At 69.4% G+C, this 23,018-nt stretch carries 20 protein-coding genes and 1 pseudogene; 9 read left to right on the top strand and 12 right to left on the bottom strand.

The genetic code is table 11. The annotated features are described in order from the left end of the window. Positions 1-4 precede the first annotated feature (4 nt). Together A6I89_RS15390 and A6I89_RS15385 are read left to right on the top strand one after the other, a co-directional pair. A pseudogene (locus A6I89_RS15390) lies at positions 5-1,121 on the top strand (glutamate--cysteine ligase). Between the two features lie 24 nt (positions 1,122-1,145). Then, complete coding sequence (locus A6I89_RS15385; protein ID WP_022597665.1) at positions 1,146-2,477, top strand: phosphatase PAP2 family protein; 1,332 nt, start codon at positions 1,146-1,148, stop codon at positions 2,475-2,477. Positions 2,478-2,549: 72 nt separating this feature from the next. Here the strand turns inward: A6I89_RS15385 and mnhG are convergent, their stop codons facing one another. The 6 genes from mnhG to A6I89_RS15355 are packed head-to-tail and all read right to left on the bottom strand — an operon-like array spanning position 2,550 to position 8,697. Then, positions 2,550-2,888, bottom strand: coding sequence for a monovalent cation/H(+) antiporter subunit G (mnhG, locus tag A6I89_RS15380; protein WP_005517922.1), 339 nt, complete (start codon positions 2,886-2,888; stop codon positions 2,550-2,552). Then, positions 2,885-3,145 carry a monovalent cation/H+ antiporter complex subunit F gene (locus A6I89_RS15375; protein WP_005517923.1) on the bottom strand — a complete coding sequence of 87 codons (261 nt, stop codon included), beginning with the start codon at positions 3,143-3,145 and terminating at the stop codon, positions 2,885-2,887. Before A6I89_RS15375 ends, mnhG begins: the two co-directional genes overlap by 4 nt. Beyond that, complete coding sequence (locus A6I89_RS15370; RefSeq protein ID WP_005517924.1) at positions 3,142-3,714, bottom strand: Na+/H+ antiporter subunit E; 573 nt, start codon at positions 3,712-3,714, stop codon at positions 3,142-3,144. Before A6I89_RS15370 ends, A6I89_RS15375 begins: the two co-directional genes overlap by 4 nt. Then, positions 3,711-5,312 (bottom strand): Na+/H+ antiporter subunit D, encoded by a 1,602-nt coding sequence (locus tag A6I89_RS15365; protein WP_022597663.1) that lies wholly within the window; start codon positions 5,310-5,312, stop codon positions 3,711-3,713. The genes A6I89_RS15370 and A6I89_RS15365 overlap by 4 nt, the downstream gene beginning before the upstream one ends. Beyond that, entirely contained in the window at positions 5,309-5,866 is a 558-nt protein-coding gene (locus tag A6I89_RS15360; RefSeq protein WP_005517927.1) for a Na(+)/H(+) antiporter subunit C, read from the bottom strand. The genes A6I89_RS15365 and A6I89_RS15360 overlap by 4 nt, the downstream gene beginning before the upstream one ends. After that, entirely contained in the window at positions 5,863-8,697 is a 2,835-nt protein-coding gene (locus tag A6I89_RS15355) for a Na+/H+ antiporter subunit A (protein ID WP_041674425.1), read from the bottom strand. The genes A6I89_RS15360 and A6I89_RS15355 overlap by 4 nt, the downstream gene beginning before the upstream one ends. Positions 8,698-8,894: 197 nt before the next feature. On the opposite strand from A6I89_RS15355, the gene A6I89_RS15350 reads away from it, so the two are divergent. Next, complete coding sequence (locus A6I89_RS15350) at positions 8,895-9,317, top strand: NUDIX hydrolase (protein ID WP_005517929.1); 423 nt, start codon at positions 8,895-8,897, stop codon at positions 9,315-9,317. Positions 9,318-9,342: 25 nt separating this feature from the next. Here A6I89_RS15350 and A6I89_RS15345 read toward each other — a convergent pair whose 3' ends face one another. Further along, positions 9,343-10,692: a hypothetical protein gene (locus A6I89_RS15345; protein WP_022597659.1), complete on the bottom strand. Its 1,350-nt coding sequence runs from the start codon at positions 10,690-10,692 to the stop codon at positions 9,343-9,345. Between the two features lie 85 nt (positions 10,693-10,777). Continuing rightward, positions 10,778-12,280, bottom strand: a complete 1,503-nt coding sequence (locus tag A6I89_RS15340) for an MFS transporter (protein ID WP_022597657.1) — start codon at positions 12,278-12,280, stop codon at positions 10,778-10,780. A 168-nt stretch (positions 12,281-12,448) separates the two neighbouring features. On the opposite strand from A6I89_RS15340, the gene A6I89_RS15335 reads away from it, so the two are divergent. After that, positions 12,449-13,111, top strand: a complete 663-nt coding sequence (locus tag A6I89_RS15335) for a TetR/AcrR family transcriptional regulator (RefSeq protein ID WP_022597656.1) — start codon at positions 12,449-12,451, stop codon at positions 13,109-13,111. A 100-nt stretch (positions 13,112-13,211) separates the two neighbouring features. Next, entirely contained in the window at positions 13,212-13,964 is a 753-nt protein-coding gene (locus A6I89_RS15330; protein WP_022597654.1) for an isocitrate lyase/PEP mutase family protein, read from the top strand. A gap of 12 nt (positions 13,965-13,976) precedes the next feature. On the opposite strand, the gene A6I89_RS15325 is transcribed toward A6I89_RS15330, so the two are convergent. Further along, the gene (locus A6I89_RS15325) at positions 13,977-16,154 is read right to left on the bottom strand and encodes an AAA family ATPase (protein ID WP_022597652.1); all 2,178 of its coding nucleotides are present in this window, start codon (positions 16,152-16,154) and stop codon (positions 13,977-13,979) included. A gap of 239 nt (positions 16,155-16,393) precedes the next feature. Between A6I89_RS15325 and A6I89_RS15320 the strand changes: the two genes are divergently transcribed. Next, positions 16,394-17,281, top strand: a complete 888-nt coding sequence (locus A6I89_RS15320) for an endonuclease domain-containing protein (RefSeq protein WP_044991353.1) — start codon at positions 16,394-16,396, stop codon at positions 17,279-17,281. A gap of 142 nt (positions 17,282-17,423) precedes the next feature. On the opposite strand, the gene pssA is transcribed toward A6I89_RS15320, so the two are convergent. From pssA to A6I89_RS15305, 3 genes are all read right to left on the bottom strand, one after another. Then, entirely contained in the window at positions 17,424-18,212 is a 789-nt protein-coding gene (gene pssA, locus A6I89_RS15315; RefSeq protein WP_005517937.1) for a CDP-diacylglycerol--serine O-phosphatidyltransferase, read from the bottom strand. Between the two features lie 47 nt (positions 18,213-18,259). Beyond that, positions 18,260-18,973 (bottom strand): phosphatidylserine decarboxylase, encoded by a 714-nt coding sequence (locus A6I89_RS15310; protein WP_005517938.1) that lies wholly within the window; start codon positions 18,971-18,973, stop codon positions 18,260-18,262. A 94-nt stretch (positions 18,974-19,067) separates the two neighbouring features. Beyond that, entirely contained in the window at positions 19,068-19,535 is a 468-nt protein-coding gene (locus A6I89_RS15305; protein ID WP_005517939.1) for an SRPBCC family protein, read from the bottom strand. A 132-nt stretch (positions 19,536-19,667) separates the two neighbouring features. Here A6I89_RS15305 and A6I89_RS15300 point away from each other — a divergent pair, with 132 nt between their 5' ends. From A6I89_RS15300 to groL, 3 genes are all read left to right on the top strand, one after another. Further along, a complete protein-coding gene (locus A6I89_RS15300) occupies positions 19,668-20,447 on the top strand; it encodes an HAD-IIA family hydrolase (RefSeq protein WP_041674837.1) in 780 nt (259 codons plus the stop codon). Positions 20,448-20,557: 110 nt separating this feature from the next. Beyond that, positions 20,558-21,082: a DUF6764 family protein gene (locus tag A6I89_RS15295; RefSeq protein ID WP_005517944.1), complete on the top strand. Its 525-nt coding sequence runs from the start codon at positions 20,558-20,560 to the stop codon at positions 21,080-21,082. 243 nt (positions 21,083-21,325) lie between these two features. Next, the gene (groL, locus tag A6I89_RS15290) at positions 21,326-22,951 is read left to right on the top strand and encodes a chaperonin GroEL (protein ID WP_005517947.1); all 1,626 of its coding nucleotides are present in this window, start codon (positions 21,326-21,328) and stop codon (positions 22,949-22,951) included. Positions 22,952-23,018 lie beyond the last annotated feature (67 nt).

Here is a 23,018-nt window from a genome sequence, read left to right as displayed (position 1 = left end):
TTCTGTGGGAGTCCCCTTCGCAGGTTCGCCGCGTCCGACCATCGGTGTGGAATGGGAGATCGCGCTGGTCGACCGGACCACTCGTGATCTGTCCAACACAGCCGCCGAGGTGTTCGACGCCGTCGGTGGTCTGGCCGACGAGCCGCGGGTCACCAAGGAGTTGCTGCAACACCGTCGAGCTCGTGACCGGCATCTGCGACAACGTCGGCGAGGCGATGGACGACCTGTCGGAGACCATGTCGCTGGTGCGCCGGGCCGCCGACCCGCTGGGGGTCGACCTGATGTGCGCCGGCACTCATCCGTTCGCCCAGTGGTCCACCCAGTTGATCACCCGGACGCCGCACTACGACGAGCTGATCGAGCGCACCCAATGGTGGGGGCGGCAGATGTTGATCTGGGGTGTGCACGTGCACGTCGGGATCTCCTCGAAGGAGAAGGTGTTCCCGATCCTGAACGCACTTCTGCTGAAATACCCTCACCTGCTTGCGCTTTCGGCGTCGTCGCCGATGTGGACGGGCGTCGACACCGGTTACGCCAGCAACCGGGCACTGATGTTCCAGCAGTTGCCCACCGCGGGACTGCCGTTCCAGTTCGAGAACTGGACGCAGTTCGAGGGATACGTCGACGACCAGCTCACCACCGGCGTCATCGAGAACCTCGGCGGACTGCACTGGGACATCCGGCCGGCGCCGCGGTGGGGCACCATCGAGGTGCGAGTGTGCGACGGGATCTCGTCCCGCACCGAACTGTCCGCGCTGGTCGCCCTCATCCACTGCCTCGTCGTGCACCTCGACGAGCGTCTGGAGGCGGGCGAGACGCTGCCGTCGATGCCGCCGTGGCACGTGCAGGAGAACAAGTGGCGCGCCGCCCGCTACGGCATCGACGCCGAGGTGATCCTGGGTGCCGACAACCGCGAGCGGCTCGTCACCGACGACCTCGACGACCTTCTCGAGAAGCTCACCCCCACCGCCGTCCGGCTCGGCTGCGCCGACGAACTCGCCCGCGTCGCCGACATCCCGAGGCGGGGAGCGTCGTACCAGCGTCAGCGCAAGGTGGCCGCCGCGACCGGTGGCGACCTGCGCGCCGTCGTCGGCTCGCTCGTCGACGAACTGGACACGTAAGCGCGAATTCACCCGCCGTTTACTATGAACGGCGTGTTGGTGGACGGTGGTGCGCGGACGGAGCCGGTGCGGCTCTCCGACCGGACCCGCAATTATCTGATCGGCGGCGTCGTCGCGGCCGGTATCGCGATCCTGATCGCTCTGCAGGTGTTCGCGTCGTCGCGCGGGTTCGAAGGACCTCTGACGAGCCTCCTCAACGATTTCGTCGGCACCCCCAAGTCGGCGTCCGTGCCGTGGGCCGGGCTCGCCCTCGCGATGGTGGGGCTCACCAACCGGCAACGGGTGCTGGCGCTGTCGAGCGCGCTAGTCATCGACGTCGCCGTCGCCGGGATCCGCTACCTCGCGGGGGGATCGCTCACCGTCGGCAACGGCGCGGTGATCGTGCTGACCGCCATCGGCGTCTGGGCCGGCTGGAAATGGTCCGGTGAGCAGCGCCGCAACGCGCTCATGGGCGTCGGTCTCGGCGCGCTGCTGATCGTCGCCACCAAGTTCGGGGACGTATGGCTGCACATCACCGTTCTCGCCGGTCCTGAGGTTCTCGACCAGTACGTCCAGCTCGCCGACCACGCGCTCGGCAACCCGTCGTGGGTGATGGGCAACATCGTCGACGCCACCGGTTCGGTCGGCTACGCCGTGCTGCACTGGGTGTACATCGAGCTGCCCGTGGCCGCGATCGTCGTGGCGCTGTACCAGCTGCGCAAGGGCTGGCCGTCGCACCACCTGGTCCGCACGTTCCTGCTGATCGGGCTGATCGGGCCGGTGTTCTACATCCTGTTCCCGGTGGTGGGCCCGATCTTCGCGTTCGGTGCCGACGGCAACGGCTTCCAGGTGGGCGACTTCTGGCCGTCGGTGGTCCCGTTCGACCTGACGCCGTCGCCCATGCCGTTCGACGACGCCACCCCCCGCAACTGCATGCCCAGCCTGCACACGGCGTGGGCGCTCGCGCTGTTCCTGCACTCGCGGCAAGGGCCGCGCTGGCTGCGCTGGGGCGGCACGTTCTGGCTGGTCTGCACGCTCAGCGCGACCTTGGGCTTCGGCTACCACTACGGCGTCGACCTCATCGCCGGCGTAGTCCTGACGCTGACGCTCGAGTCCGCGCTGCGCGCCCCCGAACGCGGCTGGGGCTGGTTCCGGGTGCGTCTCGTCGCCGGTGGCGCAGTGCTGCTGGGCGCGTTGCTGGTGAGCTATCGGTTCCTCGCCCTGGAGATCGCGGAGTATCCGATCGTCTCAGCGCCGCTGCTCCTCGGCGTCCCGGCGTTGTTCGCCTTCGGCTACTGGCGCACCTTCTACCGCGCCGCCGCCTCCTCGCGTTTTGCGCACTTATCGCTCCCGCAGGACGCTCCGACCGCGCGCTAAGTGCGCAAAACGCGGGGTGAGGACGGCCTCAGCGCGACAAGTGCGCAAAACGCGGGGTAGGTGAACGCGGGATCAGCGGAAGGTGCCCGGATCGTCGTTGTGATTCATCAGCAGCCCGTCGCGCCCGCGCTGCTCGCGGTAGGCGACGCGGCCGACGCTGTGCGCGATCACCGGCGCCGTCAGCAACGTGAAGAGCCCGATGAGCACGAGCATCCAGATGTCGACGTTGCCGTGCAGTCGGATCACCGCGCCCACCAGCACCAACACCAGGCCGACGACCTGCGGCTTGGTGGCCGCGTGCATGCGGGACAGGGTGTCGGGGAAGCGGACGATGCCGATAGCGGCGGTGAGCGCGAGGAACGATCCGATCAGAATGCAGATCGCGGCAAGGATGTCGAGGAAGGTGTTCACGAGTCGTCACTCACCCGGAATCGGGCCACGCTCACCGAGCCGACGAAGCCGACCAGGGCGAGCGCGACGATGGCGGGCACGATCGTGGTGTCGCCGCTGTACGCCGCCCACACCGCCAGACCGCAGATCGCCGTCGCGATGAGGGTGTCCATCGCGACCAGACGGTCGAGGCTGCCCGGTCCGGCCAACAATCGGTAGGTGGTGAGCAGCGCCGCCACCACCAGCATCACTCCGGCGACGATCATCACGGCCGTCATGCTCGGTCCTCCCTGCCCTCTTCGTGGTACTCGTAGTCGCGCAGATGCCACGGCGCCGGCTGCCACTCCGAGTCGCGTTCGAACGCCGCGATGAACAGCCGTTCGAGCTGCCGTGTGGTCCGGTAGAACTGGTCGACGGCCTTGGTGGTCCCGACGTCGAGGACGTGCACGTACACCGCGCGCCGCGCCTGATCCACCTCGAGCACCATCGTGCCGGGGATGAGATTGAGGACGTCGACGCACAGTGTCAGCACCAGGTCCGACTTGATGCCCAGCTTGCAGCGCAGGACCCCGGTGACCGGCGGCGGACCGGGCCGCACGGCCAGCCACGCCACCTGCGCACTCGACTGCGCGGCGTAGAAGATGATCGTGCCCACCAACTTGACCATCGAGAACAGGTGCACGCGGCCCTCGACGGGCACCCGCGGCAGCGGCAGCAGCCACATGATCAGCAGGCCGACGACGGCGCCGCCGAGCAGGTTCGCGATGCTGAACGTGCCCCACAGCAGGATCCACACCACCGTCAGCCACGCGAGGATGCCGACGCGGAGTACGCGTTCGCGGGTCATCGGGCACCTCCCTCGCCGAGGACGGCCGTGATGTAGACATCTCGATTCTGCAGGTCCTGCGCCGCACGGTCACTGATCCCGATCATGGGACCGGCGAAGATCGTGAGCGCGAGGCCGACGCCCACCAGTCCGATCGTCGGCAGCAGCATGAACACCGGCATCTTGCCGACGTCCTCGCGGTCGACGAACGCGATGTCCTCCTCGGACTCGTCGATGAGCGCAGACGGGCTGACGTCGGCGAGGTCGCCTTCCGGGGCGTCGGCGCGGGCCCGCCAGAACGCCTTGGTCCACACGCGGGCCACGACGTACAGCGTCAGCAGGCTGGTGACGGTGCCGCCGGCGACGAGCAGCCACGACAGCACGCTGGGGTGCGCGACACCGGCCTGGAGCAGCGCGATCTTGCCGATGAACCCGGAGAACGGCGGAATGCCGCCGAGGTTGAGTGCCGGGACGAGGAACACGATCGCGAGCACCGGGCTGGCCGCGGCGAGGCCACCGAGGCGGCGCAGCGACGACGACCCGGCCTGCCGCTCGATGAGGCCCACCACCAGGAACAGCGTCGTCTGCACGACGATGTGGTGCGCCACGTAGTAGACGGCACCGGACAGACCGGACTGTGTCGACAACGCGACACCGAAGATCATGTAGCCGATGTGGCTGACCAGGGTGAACGACAGCAGACGTTTGATGTCGGTCTGCGCGATCGCACCGAGGATGCCGACGATCATCGTGAGCAGGCCGCACACCATCAGCACGTTGTCGAGCTCGCCCTGCGGGAACAGCAGCGTGTGGGCGCGGATGATCGCGTACACGCCGACCTTGGTGAGCAGGCCCGCGAACACGGCGGTGACCGGGGCCGGGGCGGTGGGGTAGGAGTCGGGCAGCCACGTCGACAGCGGGAACACCGCCGCCTTGATGCCGAACGCCACCAGCAGCACGCCGAAGATCGCCATGCGGGTGCCGACCGGGATGTCGTCGAACCGCAGCGCCATCTGCGCGAGGTTGAGGGTGCCGGTCGCGGCGTAGGCGAACGCGATGCCGCACAGGAAGATCAGCGACGACACCATCGACACCATGACGTACGAGACGCCGGCCCGGACGCGGTCGGCGCTCGCCCCCAGGGTGAGCAGCACGAAGCTCGCGGCGAGCAGCACCTCGAACCCGACGTACAGGTTGAACAGGTCGCCCGCGAGGAACGCGTTGCACACGCCCGCCGTCAGCGCCAGATACGTCGGCAGGAAGATCGACACCGGCTGGTGTTCGTGGCCGTCGCGGATGCCCTGGCCGATCGAATAGATCATGACGGCGAGCAGCACGACCGACGACACCAGCAGCATCAGTGCGGACAGCCGGTCGACGACGAGGGTGATGCCGATCGGGGTGTCCCAGCCGCCCACCTGGATCGCGGTGGTGCCGTGGCGGTCGGCGAGGTACAGCAGCATCCCGGAGACCGCGGTGACGCCGACGAGGGCGGCCAGGGTGATCCAGCGCTGCGCGGTGGGGCGCCGACCGAGGATCAGCGTGACCGCGGCCGCGATCATGGGGATCAGGACCGGCAGCGGGGCCAGCGTGCCGATGAGTTCGGGGGAGAGCGTCATCGCTTACCTCCCGGTGATTCGGCTTCCAGTTCGTCGTCCCCGTCGCGCAGCTCCTCGTAGGATTCGTAACCCTCGGGATCCTCGAGCAGTTCCACGGGAATGGGATTGCCCTCGGCGTCGAAGGCGTCACCGCCCTTGGACGGGGCACCGGTGAGCGGGTCGTCGGAGCGGTCGCGGTCCGGCGCCTCCGCCGGGGTACGCCGCTTGGAGACCTTGGTGTCCTCGGGGTCGTCCTCGACGCGGTCCGCCGTGTTGATCTTGAACGATCGGTAGGCGAGGGCCAGCACGAACGCCGCGATACCCATCGTGATGACGATCGCGGTCAGGATCATCGCCTGTGCCAGCGGGTCGGCCATCTCCTCGTGCACCGACTCGCGGCCCACGATCGGAGGGTTGCCGGAGCGTCCGCCGACGGTGAGGATCAGCAGGTTGACGGCGTTGCCCACGAGCAGCAGGCCCAGCAGCATGCGCGTGATGCTGCGCTCGATGAGCAGGTACACGCCGGACGCGGTGAGGACACCGATGAGGACCAGCGTCGCGAGATCGGCATTCATCGGGCGTTCACCTCCTCCTGTGCGTCGAGTCGGGCTCCGAGACTGCGGAGCACGTCGAGCACGAGGCCCACCACGATCAGGTACACCCCCAGGTCGAAGAACAGTGCGGTGACGAGTTTGATGTGGCCGAGCAGCGGCAGCGTCACCTCGAACACCGCCGACGACAGCGGCGGCGCCCCGAGGAACAGCGACGTCAGCGCCGTGCCGGCGGCGAGTGCGAGACCGAGGCCGAGGATCTTGCCGGCGTCGATGGGCACGGCCTCACCGAGTTCGTAGCGGCCACCGGCGAGGTAGCGCAGCACCAGCGCCAGGCCGGCGGTGAGACCGCCCGCGAAGCCGCCGCCGGGCGCGTTGTGCCCGGAGAAGAAGAAGTAGACCGACAGCACCATCATCGTCGGGAAGATCAGGCGGGTGGTCACCTCGAGCACCAGCGAGCGGTGCCGGGGGTCGATCAGGTCGCCGCCGCGCAGCCACGTCGTTTCGGTGTTCGACGCCGCCTCGAGGATTCCGGCGGGGGCGTCGGACACGCGCGGCGCCGTCCCGAACCGGCGGTGCCGGAACACCAGGCTCGCGACACCGGTCGCGGCGACCAGCAGCACCGAGATCTCGCCGAGGGTGTCCCACGCGCGGATGTCGACGAGCAGCACGTTCACCACATTGCGGCCGTTGCCGAGCGTGTAGGCCGCCTCGGGCAGTTGGAGATGGATCGGTACCGAGTTGCGGGCGTTCATCGCGTACGCGGCGATCGTCGTGACGGCGACGCCCACACCGATCGCGAGCAGGGCCCGCGGCAGTTTGAAGCCGATGGCCTGGCGCTCGTCGATCTCGGCGGGCAGCTTGCGCAGCACCAGCACGAAGATCACCAACGTCAGGGTCTCGACGAGGAACTGGGTGAGCGCCAGATCCGGCGCGCCGTGGAGCGCGAAGATGACACCGCAGCCGTAGCCGCTGAGCCCGACGAGGATCACCGCGGCCAGACGATTGCGCAGCACCGTCGCGGCCAAGGCGGCAGCCATCATCATCAGCCCGACGGTGAGCTGCAACGGCGACTCCCAGAGCCGGATCTGCGCCCACACGTCGGTGCGCAGCGCGAGCAGGACGATCGGCAGCAGCACCAGCGTCGCCAGGATCGTCGATTGCGTCAGCGGCAGCGAACCGCGCTGCGTGAAACCGGTGAGTCGCATCGACAGGGTGTCCATGCCACGCAGCGTCGCGTCGTACACCCGGTCGGCGTTGCCGAGCGGCGGGTGCTGGAAACGCAGTCGCTGGACGGCCCATCGGTGCGCGACGAACAACACGGTGCCGACGACGACGATCGCGACGGTGAGCAGCAGCGGGGTGTTGACGCCGTGCCACAGGGCCAGGTGGTAGTCGGCGTGCGGACCCGCGGGCAGCGTCGTCGAGTAGGGCGTGAGCAGCTTCTCGAGCTGCGGCGACAGCGGTCCGGCTACCAGACCCGCCACGGCGAGCAGGGCAGGCGGAGCGAGGAACAGCGCACCCGGGGCGTGCATGTTCGCCACCGGCGGGCTGGGGTTGCGCAGCCGCTTGCGGCCGAACGCGCCCCACACGAACCGGATGCTGTAGGCGACCGTGAGGATCGAGCCCAGCGCCATCGCCACCACGATCGAGGTGCGGGCCCACGGCTCGAGCATGTCGGCCTGCAGGATCGACTCGAGCGCGGCCTCCTTGCCGACGAACCCGAGGAACGGCGGCAGGCCCGCCATCGACGCGGCCGCAAGTGCTGCGATGACCGCCAGCCACGGGGCGCTCGGCCCGAGACGGGCGAGCTTGCGGATGTCGCGGGTGCCGGTGGTGTGGTCGATGATGCCGACCACCATGAACAGCGCGGCTTTGAACATCGCGTGCGCGACGACCATCGTCATACCGGCCAGAGCCGCGTCGCGGGAGCCGACGCCCACGAGCACCATGAGGAAGCCGAGCTGGCTGACGGTGCCGAAAGCGAGAACGAGTTTGAGGTCGAACGAGCGGAGCGCGCGCCAGCCGGCGAGCAGCATCGACGCCAGGCCGAGCACGATGATGGTGACCCGCCACGGCGGCGAGTCGGCGTAGCCCGGGGCCAGCCGCGCGACCAGGTAGATGCCGGCCTTCACCATCGCCGCGGCGTGCAGGTAGCCGCTGACGGGGGTGGGTGCGGCCATCGCACCGGGCAGCCAGAAGTGCAGCGGCACGATCGCCGACTTCGACAGCGCACCGATGAGCACCAACACGATCGCGACGCTCGCGAGCCAGCCGCTCGCGGGGTTCGCGACGACGTCGGACAGGTTGTAGCTGCCCACCAGCTGGCCGAGCATGATGATGCCGACGAGCATCGCGAGGCCACCGGCGGTGGTCACCAGGAGCGCCTGGGTGGCGGCGCGGCGGCTGGTGGCGCGCTCGGCGTAGTGGCCGACCAGCAGGAACGACAGGACCGTCGTCAATTCCCAGAACGTGTAGAGGATCAGCATGTTGTCGCTGGTCACGAGGCCGAACATGGCGCCCGCGAAGGCGACCATCTCGGCGGCGAAGATGCCGAGGCGGGGTTCGTCGTCCTTGAAGTAGCGCGCGCAGTACACGAGGATCAGCGCGCCGACGCCGAGGACGAGCACCGACATGATCGCGGCGAGGGAGTCGAACCGCATGTCGATGTCCATCGACAGACCGGGCACCCACCGGATGTTCAGTTCCTGTTCGGTGCCCCAGTTCGCGATCACCCAGCCGAGGCTCGCGAGTGGTACCAGTGCGAGCGGGAAGAACGCGTTGCGCCCTATTGATCGCACGGCGAGCGGAGCCAGAACGGCGGCTATCGCGTGGGCGATCAATATGACAAGCAAATGGCACTCCGTCGGGTTGTGGTGCGGCGGGGTGACGAATCGGCGTGAGCCGAGAGTCGGGCAGACCCTTCACTAGCTAGCAAAGTGGACTACGGCGTTCATCTTACTAAGTGCTCGAGTTGACGCCTCAATCGGTATCAACCGGGCAAATCGGCCGAGGTCGGTGGGGTCGGCCCGACGGGAGTACGTTCCAACGGGTGTCAGACGAGAATCCCACCGTGATCCGGACCGCCGCCCTCGCCCATATCCGCGATCGCCGGATGTTGCAGGCCCGATCGGCCGGCAAGACCGCGTTCTACATGGCGGGCGGCAAGATCGACCCAGGTGAAACCCCCGAGCAGGCTCTGCACCGAGAGGTCCGGGAGGAGCTCGACACGGGGATCGTGGACGGCACGGTCGTCGAACTCGGCGTGTTCGAGGCGCCCGCGTTCGGTCACCGACCCGGCACCCGGCTGCACATGACGTGTTTCCTCGCGGAGCTCGACGACGAGCCGAAGCCCACCAGCGAGGTCGCCGAGATCCGCTACTTCACCGAAGACGAATACGCCGCGATGCCCGAGACGGCGCCCGGATCCCGGCTCGTCTTCGCACGGTTGCGAGAGTTGGATCTCGTCGACTGACGCATTGTGACGGATGTCCGTGAGGTCATTCCGGGAGCGCGGCGGACTGCTGCCTCCGCTGTCCGCGGATCGCGAGCGCGCAGAACACGACGACGAGCAACATCGCGACGGCGGCGGTGCGGTCGAAGGTGATGGTCGGCATCGAAGAATTGATCAGTACGCGGTTGCCGGTGTAGGAGTCATCCTGCGATCGAGCGAACGGAACGCCGGGCAGAGGCTCGTACGCGCCGCTGTAGATCACGAACGACGTGGTGACACCGACCACTCGGGCGAACACCAGCGACAGGAGCGGTACCGCGAGGCCCAGTGCGCCGGTGGCGGCGCGGTTCGGCACGGTGGAGCCGAGGCCGAGCCCGATGCCGACCCCGAGGGCTGCGAGCTGGACGAGGACCCATCCCCGGTTGTCGGTGGTGCCCGGTGCGACGAGGACCGACAGCGGGATCAGCGCGAGCACGGCGAGACCGATCATCGGCATGCGGCGCGCCAGGCTGACGGCGACGCCCACCGCGACGGCCACGACGCCGACCGCGACCGACACCCAAGGGCGCAGTCGGAGGTACTCCTGACCGAGCACCGGCGCGACGAAAGGTGTGACCGCCGCGACCGCCGTGGCCGCGAGCAGGAACGGCGCGTCGAGACGTCGTGCCCAGAACTCGGCGAGGGCGACCACGAGTACGAGGCACAGCGCGACGACGACCCACTGCTGCAACTGCGAACCGGTCTGCCGGTCGACCCACTCGCCGAGCAGTCGGTGTGCGAGGGCGAAAGTGACGGCGGCGAGGGTCACGCCGAGCGCGGTGTCCCGGTCGATGCGCTCGGGTGTGGCGTCGTCGACCACCGCGCATACCGCAGCGAGGACGAGCGCGGGAATCAGGATCCACCAGAACGGCTCGCCGAGGGCCGACGTGCTCGGTGCCCAGTCCGCCTTCGCGGTGTGCGCGACCACGAACGTCGCGCCGACCGCGCCGACGAGCGCGAGTCGGGGGACCGGCCGCGCCCACACCGCCGCGACGGCTGCGCCCAGCAGGACGCCGCCGGCGAGGCACTTGGCGTAGTACAGCAGCGTGAGCTGCTCGAGGTCACCGACCCCGGACACCGTCAGCCGGGCTGCGATGAGCACGGCCGTCGCGACGACCGCCCCGATCCAGGCGGGACGCGTCGACGACGCCCGCAGCAACAGCGCGCAGGTCACTACCGCGAGGGCACAGCCGACCACCACTCCGGTGGGCACGGCGGCGTTCCAACTGCTCAGCTGCCCTTCGGACGCATTGAAACTCGAACGCCACTGGGGTGGATTGACGAGCACGAACGTGGCCAGCACCCCGGCGAACAGGGCGGCGACGGCGGACAGGGACGCGCGGACGGTCGGAGTCACCGACCCGACGCTACCTGGCGCGCAACGCGTTCCGGCGGCGACCACGCTCAGCGTGATCGCCGCCGTTCGGGCGAACTCGGTGACGTCAGTGCGCCATCACCAGCTGACCCTCGGGAGCGTCCTCTGCTGCGGGCAGCTTGCCGCCGGGTAGCAGGAACGCCGAGATCACCGCTCCCGCAGCGAAGATCGCGGCCGACCACCAGAACGTGGTGGTGTAGCCGTGCACTGCAGCGAGGGCCTGGCTCTGCGGGGTGGGGGCCGCGTCGGACAGGTAGCTCGTCGCGGCAGTCGCCGCGATCGTGCTGAGCAGCGCGGTGCCGATCGACCCACCGACCTGTTGCATGGTGTTCACCGTCGCGGAGGCCACACCGGCGTCCTCGGGGCGGACGCCGGTGACCGCCCCCTGCATGCCGGGTGCGAACACCATTCCCATGCCGACGCCGAGCAGCACCAGGCCGGGCAGAATGTGCGGCGCATACGTGCTGGCGACGGTGAGCTGGGCGAGCAGGACCATGCCGACCGCCACGAGGGTGAGGCCGGTGGTCATCAGCGGCCGGGGACCGAACCGGGGCAGCAGCACGCTGGTGGAGGTGGTGGCCGAGATGACCATGCCCGCGACCATCGGCAGGTAGGCCACACCGGTGACGACCGGGCTGTACTGCAGGACCGTCTGCATGTAGTAGGTCAGGAACAGGAACACCGCGAACATGCCGGTGCCGGCGATGAACATGGCCAGGTAGGCGCCTCCTCGGGTGCGGTCGAGTACCACCCTCAGCGGCAGGAGCGGATGCGCGACGCGGGTCTCGATGACGACGAAGATCGCCAGCAGGACCGCACCCGCCAGGAGCCACGCGATGGTGGCGCCGTCGGACCAGCCGTGCGACTCGGCGTGGGAGAAGCCGTAGACGATGCTGAACAGCCCGGCCGACACCGTGACCGTGCCGGGGATGTCGAGCCGGGGCCGGTGTTCGGCCTTGTGCGGCGCCATCATCAGTACCGCGCCGACGAGGGCGACGGCCGCGAAGACGAGGTTGACGTACAGGCTCCACCGCCACGAGGCCCATTCGGTGAGCACGCCGCCGAGCAGCAGTCCCACGGCGCCGCCCGCGCCCGCGATTGCGCCGAAGACGCCGAAGGCCTTGGCGCGCTCGTCGGGTCTGGTGAAGGTGACCGACAGCAGGGACAACGCTGCCGGAGCGAGCAGTGCGCCGAAGACGCCCTGGCCGGCGCGCGCGGCGACCAGCATCGGGAAGTTCACTGCCGCGCCGCCGACTGCCGACATCGCGGCGAAACCGACGAGGCCGATCACGAAGGTGTTGCGGCGGCCGAACAGGTCGCTCAGGCGCCCGCCGAGCAGCAGCAGGCTGCCGAATGCCAGCGCGTAGGCGGTGACCACCCACTGCCGGTCGGCGTCGGAGAATTCGAGTGATTTCTGGGCGGCGGGTAGCGCGATGTTCACGATGGTGGCGTCGAGCACCACCATCAGTTGGGCCAGTCCGATGACGGCCAGGACGAACCAGCGCAGACGGTGCTCTCTCGTCTGTTCTCCCGGCACGGTCTCCGGCGGATCGATTGTGGTGCTGCTCATGAGGAACCCCTCTGGACGTGGGTCGTGGTGCGAGTCACCGAGATGGAGTGAAGTGGAGGAGTAAGCTCCACTTAGGTCACCGTACGCCTAAGTGGAGGAGATATCTCCACTTGATTTTCTCTCGTGGAGCGGTTTGTCCGGGTATGTCGCAATTTCGGGGATGGCAGAATGGGAATCGTGAGCACCGTCACAGGAGGTCGCCGGCTACGCGCCGACGCCGAGCGCAACCGCCGCAAGATTCTGGACGCCGCGGCAGAACTGTTCGCGACCCGTGGCATCGACATCACTCTCGACGACGTCGCGCGGCACGCGGAGGTCGGCGTCGGCACCGTCTACCGCCGCTTCACCTGCAAGCAGGAACTTGTCGACGGGGTGTTCCAGCAGCACATGGACGACCTGGCCGACAGTGCGAGCGCCGCGCTCGAGTGCGCGGATCCGTGGGAGGGGCTGGTGGAGTTCGTCGCCCTCACCTGCGAGCAGATGGCGCTCAATCGGGGCATGGCCGACGTCTTCTTCACCGGCGACGAGGGCCGGGAACAGATCGCCTGCGCGCGCGAGCGGGTGACGCCGGTGGTCGATGCCCTGATCGCCCGGGCCCGCGACGCCGGTGCGCTGCGACCGGACGTCACCGTCAACGATCTCTTCGCGGTCAGCCGGATGGTCGAGTCCGTCATCGACTTCGTCCGGCCGGTCGCGCCCGAGGCGTGGCGCCGCTATCTCGCGCTGGTGCTCGACGGCCTGCGGGCGGAGGGGGCGGAGCGCACGCCGCTGCCCGCGCCGCCGCTGACGGACGATCAGGTCGAGCAGGCCAAGGCGTCCTGCAGGCGGTAGTCCCTCCGGCTCGCGTCCGGGAACGGGTGAGCGGAAGGAGTGGTCGACGCCCGCCGGCGTGCCACGATGGACTTCCCACTCCGCGACGCGAGGACTGCTCATGACTGCGATCACCCAGAAGGCGAGCGATCTGCTCGCACTGCACCAGCCCGGGAACCCCGTGATCCTCCCGACCGTGTGGGACGCGTGGTCGGCCGGCCTCGCCGCCGAGGCCGGATTCGCGGCCCTGACGGTCGGCAGCCACCCGGTCGCCGACTCGGTGGGCCGGCCCGACAACGAGGGCATGACGTTCACCGAGCTCACGACGCGCGTCGCGCAGATCACCGCGGCGGTGGACCTGCCGGTGTCCGTCGACATCGAGGCGGGTTACGGCCTGCAGCCGCAGCAGCTGATCGACGGTCTGGTCGAGGTCGGCGCGGTGGGCCTCAACATCGAGGACACCGTGCACAGCGAGGGCGGCCGGCTGCGTGAGGCGCAGGAGCACGCGGACTTCGTCGGCGGCCTGCGCAGTGCCGCGGACGCCGCGGGGGTGCACGTGGTGGTCAACGCGCGCACCGACCTGTTCCTGAAGCAGGTCGGTGACGAGGCGGATCGCGTCGAGCGGGCCATCGCCCGCCTCACCCTCGCAGCCGAGGCCGGGGCCGACGTGCTGTACCCGGTGGGGTTCCACAGCGACGACGTGTACCGGCAGCTCACGTCGGCACTGCCGTTGCCCGTCAACGCAATTGCCGATCCGGTGCGCGGCGGTAAGGCCGACTTCGCGGCCGTCGGCGTCGGCCGGGTCAGCTTCGGTCCGCTGCTGCAGGCCGCCCTGGCCGTGCGGGCGAACGAGCTCCTCGCCCGCTGGCAGTAGGGCGGCTGCGCGTCAGCGGTTCTCGGCGTACGCCTCGAGATGCGCCACCTGGTCGGGATCGAGCGAGGGGCGCACCTTCTCGCGTGCCGCGGCGACGTCGGCGGCCGTGACGTCGGCGGCGTCGACGTCACGCCGCATCGCCGCGAGCGCGGCCTCGCGCAGCAACGCCGAGCAGTCCGCGGCGGAGTAGCCGTCGAGATCCTGCGCCAGGGCGTCCAGGTCCACGTCGTCGGCGAGCGGCACCGACTTGCCCGACGTCCGCAGAATCTCCTTGCGCGCGTCCGCGTCCGGTGGCGGCACGAACACCAGGCGCTCGAGTCGGCCCGGGCGTAGCAGCGCGGGGTCGATGAGGTCCGGCCGGTTCGTGGCGCCGAGGACGACGACGTCGCGCAGGGGTTCGACGCCGTCGAGCTCGGTGAGCAGTGCGGCGACGACGCGGTCGGAGACGCCGGAGTCGGAGCTCTGCCCGCGGCGCGGCGCGAGGGCGTCCACCTCGTCGAGGAAGATCAGCGACGGCGCCGAGTCGCGGGCCCGCTGGAACAGCTCGCGCACCGCCTTCTCGGACGAGCCCACCCACTTGTCCATGAGTTCGGCACCCTTGACGGCGTGCACGCTGAGCTGACCCGAACTGGCAAGGGCGCGAACAAGGTACGTCTTACCGCAACCGGGCGGACCGTACAGCAGGACGCCCCGCGGCGGATCGACGCCGAGGCGCGCGAAGGAATCGGGGTGCTGCAGCGGCCACAGCACCGCCTCGGTGAGCGCCTGCTTGGTCTCGACCATGTCGCCGACGTCGTCGAGAGTGACGCTGCCGATCGCCAGTTCCTCCGTGCCCGAACGCGACAGCGGGCGGATCACTTCGAGGGCACCCACCAGGTCGTCCTGCGTCAGCTTCGGTTCCGCCTTGTCGCTGCTCGCGCGGGACGCGGCGCGCAGGGCGGCCTCCCGGCACAGGGCGGCCAGGTCGGCGACGACGAATCCTGGTGTCCGCGAAGCGATCGCGGGCAGATCCAGGTCGGCGGTCGGCACCTTGCGGAGCAGCAGTTCGAGGAACTGGCGGCGTCCGGCGCCGTCGGGCAACGACAGCGACAGCTCACGGTCGCACAGGTCCTGCGCGCGCAGTCGGTCGTCGAGGTCCTCGGGATGCGCGGTGGTGGCGACGAACGCCACCGACTCGGTGTCCACGGCGCGGCGCAGTTGGTCGAGGATCAGCGTCGACACGGGCTCGCGGGTGGCCGGGAGCAGCGCGTCGATGTCGGTGACGAGCAGGACGCCGCCGGACCGGACGGCGTCCACGGCCGCGGTGACCCGCTCGAGCCGCGACTGTGCCTCGGACGCACCGGCGCCCGGGCCGTCGAGTTCGACGACGCGGCGCTTGGCGAGCACCGAACGCGCGAGCATCGACTTGCCGACGCCGGCCGGCCCGGTGACGAGCACCCCGAGATGCGGTGACGCACCGAGCTTCTGCAGCAGTTCCGGTTCGTCGAGGGCGAGCGTCAGCCACTCGGACAGTTTCGCGGCCTGCGCGTGGGCGCCGACGAGGTCCTCGACCGGCATGACGTCGGCCTCCCGCGGCTCGACCACCGTCGGTGCGGCCGACGTCGTCGGTGCGGGCGTGGCGTGCGCGACACCCGCACCCCAGCGCACGGCCGAGTTCGGTTGCACGCTCACCGGTCCGCCCGAGGGGTCCACGCCCGTGACGGTCAGCAGCTCCGACGTCCAGGTGACGCCGAAGGTTCGCGAGAGGGCCTGCGTGGCCGACGTCGTGCTGGTGCCGGGACCGAGGTCGCGGGGCAGCAGCGACACGGCGTCGCCGACGGTGAGGACCTTGCCGAGCAGCGCCTGCCGCAGCGTCGCGTCGGGGATGGACTGCTGCGCCATCGCCGATCCGCTCACCGTGACGGTGCGTGCGCCGTACACCGCGACGGGTGTGACCACCACGGTCGCGTTCTCGCGCAGCCCGGCGTTGGACAGTGTGACGTCGTCGAGCAGCGCCGTCCCGGTGGGGGTTCCGGCCGGCGCGATCCCGGCGACCGCCGCTGTCCGACGCGCCCCGATCAGCGAGATCGCGTCCCACTCCCGCAGCCCGAGGGCCGCGAGCGCCTCGGGGTGCAGGCGCACCACCCCGCGTCGGGCGTCCGCGGCGGACGTGTTGAGTCGGACCGTGAGCGTCAGTTCGGGTGAGGTCACGCGGTCCAGCCTAGTGCGGCCCGTCGCGTCCCCTGTCTCCCCGCGTTTTGCGCACTTATCGCACCTGCCGCGCCCCTCCCTCCCGCGTTTTGCGCACTTATCGCGACGTGGGGGACCCGGATTCTCGCGATAAGTGCGCAAAACGCGAAGGGGGTGGGCTGTGGAGAAGCGTGGAGGCTGTGGATAACTCGGTGTTCGGACCGGGGTCGGTTCGCCGTCGTAGGGCACTGTGACGAGTCATGAGGAGGAAGAGACCCGAACTGCCCGAGGTGTTCGTCGGACGCGATGCCGTCCGGGAGGGAGCGCTCCGCCCGTCGGACCTGCGCGGCCCCCGCGTTCGCCGACTGTTCCGCGGCGTCTACTGCCCGACCGGGGTGCGCGTCAGCCACGAACTGCGATGCCGGGCCGCCGCGCTCACCGGCGAGGGGACGCTGGTGCTCACCGGCCGGTCGGCCGCGGTGGTGCGGGGCGTCGACCTTGCCTCGGCGTCGGATCCGGTGGACGTGATCGCGCTGCCCGGATGTCGGGTCAACCGGCGTCCGGGATTGAACGTTCGACGCGTCGCGATCGACGCCGGCGACCATCAGCCGTGGGAGCAGATCGCGATCGCCCGCCCCGAACGCATGACGTTCGACGTGCTCTCGACGGGGCCACTCGTCCGCGCCGTCGCCGACGCCGACCGGATCCTGCGCGCGAAGCTGACGACCGTGGCGCGCATGGCGTCGTATTTCGAGGGCCGGCACGATCACGGCATCGTGCGGGCGCGGGAGGCGTTGGCGCTCTGCGATCCGCGAGCGGAGTCCCCGCCGGAATCGAAGCTGCGCGTGCGGATGCACTTCGCGGGACTGCATCCGGAGCCGCAACTGCAGATCTACGCCGACGGCGAGTTCGTCGCGCGCGTCGACTTCGGATTCGAGGAGGAACGCCTGGTCGTCGAGTACGACGGGGAGTGGCACGGGCAGGGTTCGGCGATAGCGCGGGACCGGGTCCGGCAGAACAAGCTCCGGCAGGCCGGCTGGCAGATCCACTTCGTCACCAAGGAGATGATGGTGAACCCCGACGTCGTGATCGACGAGATCTACGGCGCCGTGCTGCGCGCCCGAAGCGCCCGGGCCCGCCACTTCTGACCACCGCCCGCGTCAAGTGCGCGCAACGCGAAAACTCGGCCCCCGCCCCTCGCGATAAGTGCGCAAAACGCGAGAAGGGGGCCGGGATTCCCGCGATAAGTGCGCAAAACGCGGGAGGGAGGAGGGGCAGGGAAAGCCGGGCTCAGCGGGGGCGGCGCAGGCCCAGGCGGGCGGCGGAGCGGCGGTTGCCGTTGGGGGAGCGGCGGATGGCACGACGCTCGGACGGCTTGAAGTCCCACGTCTCGGGGCGGGCGGCGACCCACCGCTTCGAGCGGATCGCGAATGGGATGTGCACGAGGTACACGCCGACGAGCACCATCAGCAGGATGTACGGGTACGTGACGAGCGCTGCGGCGGCGAGTGCGACGAGTACCAGGAGTGCGGCGGCCATGTGACCGGGCACCGACACCGACTTCATCGCGAGCGTGGGGATGCGGCTGACGATGAGCGCCGCCGACAGCAGCGTCCACACGGTGACGACACCGATCGACGACCACCACCCGTCACCCCACTGGATGTAGACCGCCAGCGGCGTCAGAGCGATCAGGGCGCCGGCCGGTGCGGGTACGCCGACGAAGAAGTCCTTCGTGTAGGCGGGCACCGTGTCGTCGTCGAGCAGCGTGTTGAACCGGGCCAGGCGCAGCACGATGCTGACGGCGAACAGCAGCGCGATGATCCAGCCGAAGTTGTTGCCGTCGAGCAGCGTCACGTACAGCACGAGCGCGGGCGCGACGCCGAACGAGATGGCGTCGGCCAGCGAGTCGAGTTCGGCGCCGAGCTTGCTGGTGGCGTCGAGCATGCGGGCGATGCGGCCGTCGAGCGAATCGAGGACGGCCGCGGCGCCGATCATCGCGAGCGCGGTCCCCAGTTCACCGTCGAGGGCGAACTTCACCGCCGACAGCCCGCTGCACAGCGCGAGGATCGTGATCATGCTCGGCAGTAATCGGACGGCGTTCCGTCCGCTGGGGCGGCCCGGTCTCACGACAGCTGCGCGAGGACGGTCTCGGCGCCCACGGTGCGCTGGCCGCGCTCGACGAGCAGCGTGGTGCCGGCGGGGAAGTACGTGTCGACGCGGGAGCCGAACCGGATGAGTCCGTACGTGTCGCCGATGGTGAGCTTGTCGCCCTCCTTGGCCTCGCACACGATGCGGCGGGCGAGCAGGCCGGCGATCTGTACGACGGCGACGTCGTGGCCGTCGGGCGTCTCGATCAGCATGCTGTTGCGCTCGTTGACCTCGCTGGCGTCGGCCAGGTCCGCGGACAGGAACTGGCCGGGCTGGTGCACCACCTTCCTGACCAGTCCGGCGACGGGTGTGCGCTGGACGTGCACGTCGAGGACCGACAGGAAGATGCTCACGCGCGGCAGCGGCTGATCGCCCATGCCGAGTTCGGCCGGGGGGACGGCGGTGTCGACGAGCGCCACCTCACCGTCGGCCGGCGCCACGACGACGCCGGGCCGGTTCGGCGGCACCCGGTGCGGGTGCCGGAAGAACGTGGCGCACGCGGCCGCGGACGCGAGCCCGGCGCGACGCACCCACTTGCGGTTGCGTCCCACCGCGGCCACCGCGAGGGGGGTCAGCACGAACGGCAGACCCGCCGGATGCAGCGGCGGGACGGCCGCCTTGACGAGGCCGATGACGTGGCCGACGCCGGTGGGCTGGGGGGTACCAGGGGGTGTCGGTCGACGTGCCACGGGCTCCTCTTACCTGTTCGAGTGTGACGGCGGCGTGTGCCGCTCGTGCTGACACAGGTTACGTGACCACCGAGAACCGGTGGGTCGCGATGTGCTACCGGGAGCCGACGGCGAGGGCTTCGGCCTCGTTCTTGATACGCGCGAGGGTCGCGTTCATCCCGACGATCATGTCGGCCTCGAAGGACTCGGCGCCGCCGAGGACGGTCTTGATCAGGAACTGCGATACCTGGCTGGTGCCGGTGGGGGCCTCACGGCGCTCGACGACGCGGGTACCGGTCTCGGTGGGCTCGAGGGTGTACGACCAGATGGTGCGGTTCTCGTTGACCCGGAACGCGATGGCCTTGTTGGGCTCGAAGCGGACGACCTTGGACGTCGTCGGCCACACCAGGAAGCCCTTGCGGTTGATGTTGAACGTCTTGGTGCCCTCTCGGACCTCGCCGGACACACGCATCTTGCGGCACTGCGGGCTCCACTCGCCCATCCGCTTGAGGTCGGACACGATCGTCCACACGTCCTGCGGGGTGGCGGCGATCTCGATGCTGGCTTCGAGGGTGTTCGTCACGGTCGGCTCTCCGGTTTCGGGTTAGGTGGTACAGGAGGTCACGCGTACCGGTCGATCCTAGCGTCCGTTGTGCAGCAGGTCACTTTTCCGGCAGCGCAGCACGGACCGGTCGCGCTGGTTACCCTCGGATTCATGACCGGGGTCGAGGGCGTGCTGTTCGACATCGACGGGGTGCTCGTCACCTCCTGGAAGCCGGTGCCGGGCGCCGTGGAGGCGCTCGCGGAGGTGCGCCGACGCGGCGGCGTCCGCGCGTTCCTCACCAACACGACGTCCCGGACGTGCGACGAGATCGCGGCGGCGCTGGGTGCCGCCGGCTTCGACGTCCGGCCGGAGGAGATCGTGACGGCTGCGCGGCTCACCACCGAGTACCTGCGCTCGACGTATCCGGGCGAGCCGGTGCTGCTGCTCAATCACGGCGACATCCGCGCCGACATGCCGGACGTCGAGTTCGACGACGTCGACCCGCGCGTCGTCGTGATCGGTGGCGCGGGCCCGGAGTTCACCCATGAGGCGCTCAGCCGGGTGCTGGACCTGATGGTCTCGGGCGTGCCGGTGGTCGCGATGCACCGCGCGCTGATGTGGTCCGAGTCGGACGGGCTGCGACTGGACACGGGCGCGTACCTGCCGGGCCTCGAGGACGCGTCGGGGTCGCGGATCGTGTCGGTGGGCAAGCCGTCGCTCGCGGGTTTCCTCACCGCGGCCGAACTGATGGGCGCCGATCCGGCGTCGACTGTGATGGTGGGTGACGACTTCCGCAGCGACGTGTTGCCGGCGCAGCGGGTGGGCATGACCGGGGTGCTGGTGCGCACCGGCAAGTTCCGGCAGCCGGTGCTCGATCTGGCGGTGGATCGGCCCGACCACATCCTCGACTCGGTCGCGGACCTGCCGGCGCTGCTCGATCGGCTCGGGTGACGCGCCGAGCTTCTTCGGCGTGCTATCGAAATCCCGGGTATCGCGGTCCGCTGCGGGTACTGTTCCGGGCACGCTCAGCTCTCTGCTTTCCCGCTCGTGAAGGAGTCTGCATGTCGACCATTTCCCGCTTCGGTGCGATCTCGAACCTCGGTCGACGGATGACTCGGACGGCGGTTGCCGCTGTCGCGGGAATCGGTCTGGCTGCGGGCATTTCGCTGATCGGTGCGGGTTCCGCGTCGGCCGCGCCCGTGGTGTGCACGTCCCCGATGTCGCCCAACGACATCCAGGTGTCGGAGTTCGCGAGCTGTGGCGCGCAGGCCTTCGAGCAGGGCGTGGCCCGCTCGGCGGCGATGGACAGCGGCACTGCCGTGTCGGTCGCGCAGGATCTGGGCTCGTCCAACAGCCTCGCGACCGGTTACGGCACCGCGCTGAGCGCGTCGCGTGGCAACGGTCAGTCGCTCGCGCTGGCGATCGGTGGCGGCATCGCCCACTCGTGGGCCGACGACGGTTTCGCGACGTTCGCGGTCGCCGGCTGGGGCTCGGGTGCGACGGCCGAGCAGGGCGGCGTCAACTGCATGGGTCCGCTGTCGTTCGCGTGGAATCTGAAGACCGGGCAGACCTGCCTCGGTCGGTAACGATCGGGCGCCCCATTCGTGACCGTGCAGGCCCCTCCCGGACGTTGCACTCACCCCCTACGAGTGCTAAAAAGGCACTTGGCACTCGCGACACGTGAGTGCCAGGTCGGGACGGTGAGACCGGGTACCTAGACACCCCTGGTCGTCCGTCGCGGGCACCGAGCCTGGCCGGAAGCGTAAATGGGGCGATCCGACGAGCGATCGCCTCCGTGTGTCACCCCCAATCCGGAGGATCACTTCGCAATGGCCAAGATCATCGCGTTCGACGAAGAGGCACGTCGCGGCCTCGAGCGTGGCCTGAACAGCCTCGCTGACGCCGTCAAGGTGACGCTGGGACCCAAGGGTCGCAACGTCGTGCTGGAGAAGAAGTGGGGCGCCCCCACGATCACCAACGACGGTGTTTCCATCGCCAAGGAGATCGAGCTCGAGGACCCCTACGAGAAGATCGGCGCCGAGCTGGTCAAGGAGGTCGCCAAGAAGACCGACGACGTCGCTGGTGACGGCACCACGACGGCTACGGTCCTGGCTCAGGCGCTCGTCCGCGAGGGCCTGCGCAACGTCGCTGCCGGCGCCAACCCGCTGGGTCTGAAGCGCGGCATCGAGAAGGCCGTCGAGGCCGTCACCGCCAAGCTGCTCGACACCGCCAAGGAGGTCGAGACCAAGGAGCAGATCGCTGCCACCGCCGGGATCTCGGCGGGCGACTCCACGATCGGCGAGCTCATCGCCGAGGCGATGGACAAGGTCGGCAAGGAAGGCGTCATCACCGTCGAGGAGTCGAACTCCTTCGGCCTGCAGCTCGAGCTCACCGAGGGTATGCGCTTCGACAAGGGCTACATCTCGCTGTACTTCGCGACCGACGCCGAGCGTCAGGAAGCGGTCCTCGAGGATCCGTACATCCTGCTCGTCAGCTCCAAGATCTCGACGGTCAAGGACCTGCTGCCGCTGCTGGAGAAGGTCATCCAGGCCGGCAAGCCGCTGCTGATCATCGCCGAGGACGTCGAGGGCGAGGCCCTGTCGACCCTGGTCGTCAACAAGATCCGTGGCACCTTCAAGTCCGTCGCCGTCAAGGCTCCGGGCTTCGGTGACCGCCGCAAGGCACAGCTCGCCGACATCGCCATCCTCACCGGTGGCGAGGTCGTCAGCGAAGAGGTCGGCCTGTCCCTCGAGACCGCCGGCATCGAGCTGCTGGGCCGCGCCCGCAAGGTCGTCGTCACCAAGGACGAGACCACCATCGTCGAGGGTGCCGGCGACGCCGACGCCATCGCCGGTCGCGTCAACCAGATCCGCGCCGAGATCGAGGCGTCGGATTCGGACTACGACCGTGAGAAGCTGCAGGAGCGCCTGGCCAAGCTGGCCGGTGGCGTTGCCGTCATCAAGGCCGGCGCTGCCACCGAGGTGGAGCTCAAGGAGCGCAAGCACCGCATCGAGGACGCCGTCCGCAACGCCAAGGCTGCGGTCGAGGAGGGCATCGTCGCCGGTGGTGGCGTGGCTCTGCTGCAGTCCTCGCCGGTCCTGGACGACCTGAAGCTCGAGGGCGACGAGGCCACCGGTGCCAACATCGTCAAGGTTGCTCTCGAGGCGCCGCTCAAGCAGATCGCGTTCAACGCGGGCCTCGAGCCCGGCGTCGTCGCGGAGAAGGTTCGCAACCTGCCCGCCGGCAGCGGCCTCAACGCCGCCACCGGTGAGTACGAGGACCTGCTGGCTGCTGGCATCAACGACCCGGTCAAGGTCACCCGCTCGGCGCTGCAGAATGCTGCGTCCATCGCGGCTCTGTTCCTGACCACCGAGGCTGTCGTCGCCGACAAGCCGGAGAAGGCCGCTGCTCCGATGGGCGACCCGACCGGTGGCATGGGCGGCATGGACTTCTGATCTGACGATCGGAACGCCTGAGCTCAGGTAAGACGAAGAAGCCCGGGACACCATCACGGTGTCCCGG

The sequence above is a fragment of the Prescottella equi genome, assembly GCF_002094305.1.
GTDB classification, from domain to species: Bacteria; Actinomycetota; Actinomycetes; order Mycobacteriales; family Mycobacteriaceae; genus Prescottella; species Prescottella equi.
Note: the sequence above shows the minus strand (reverse complement) of the source record. Positions and strands in the feature narration are given on the sequence as shown.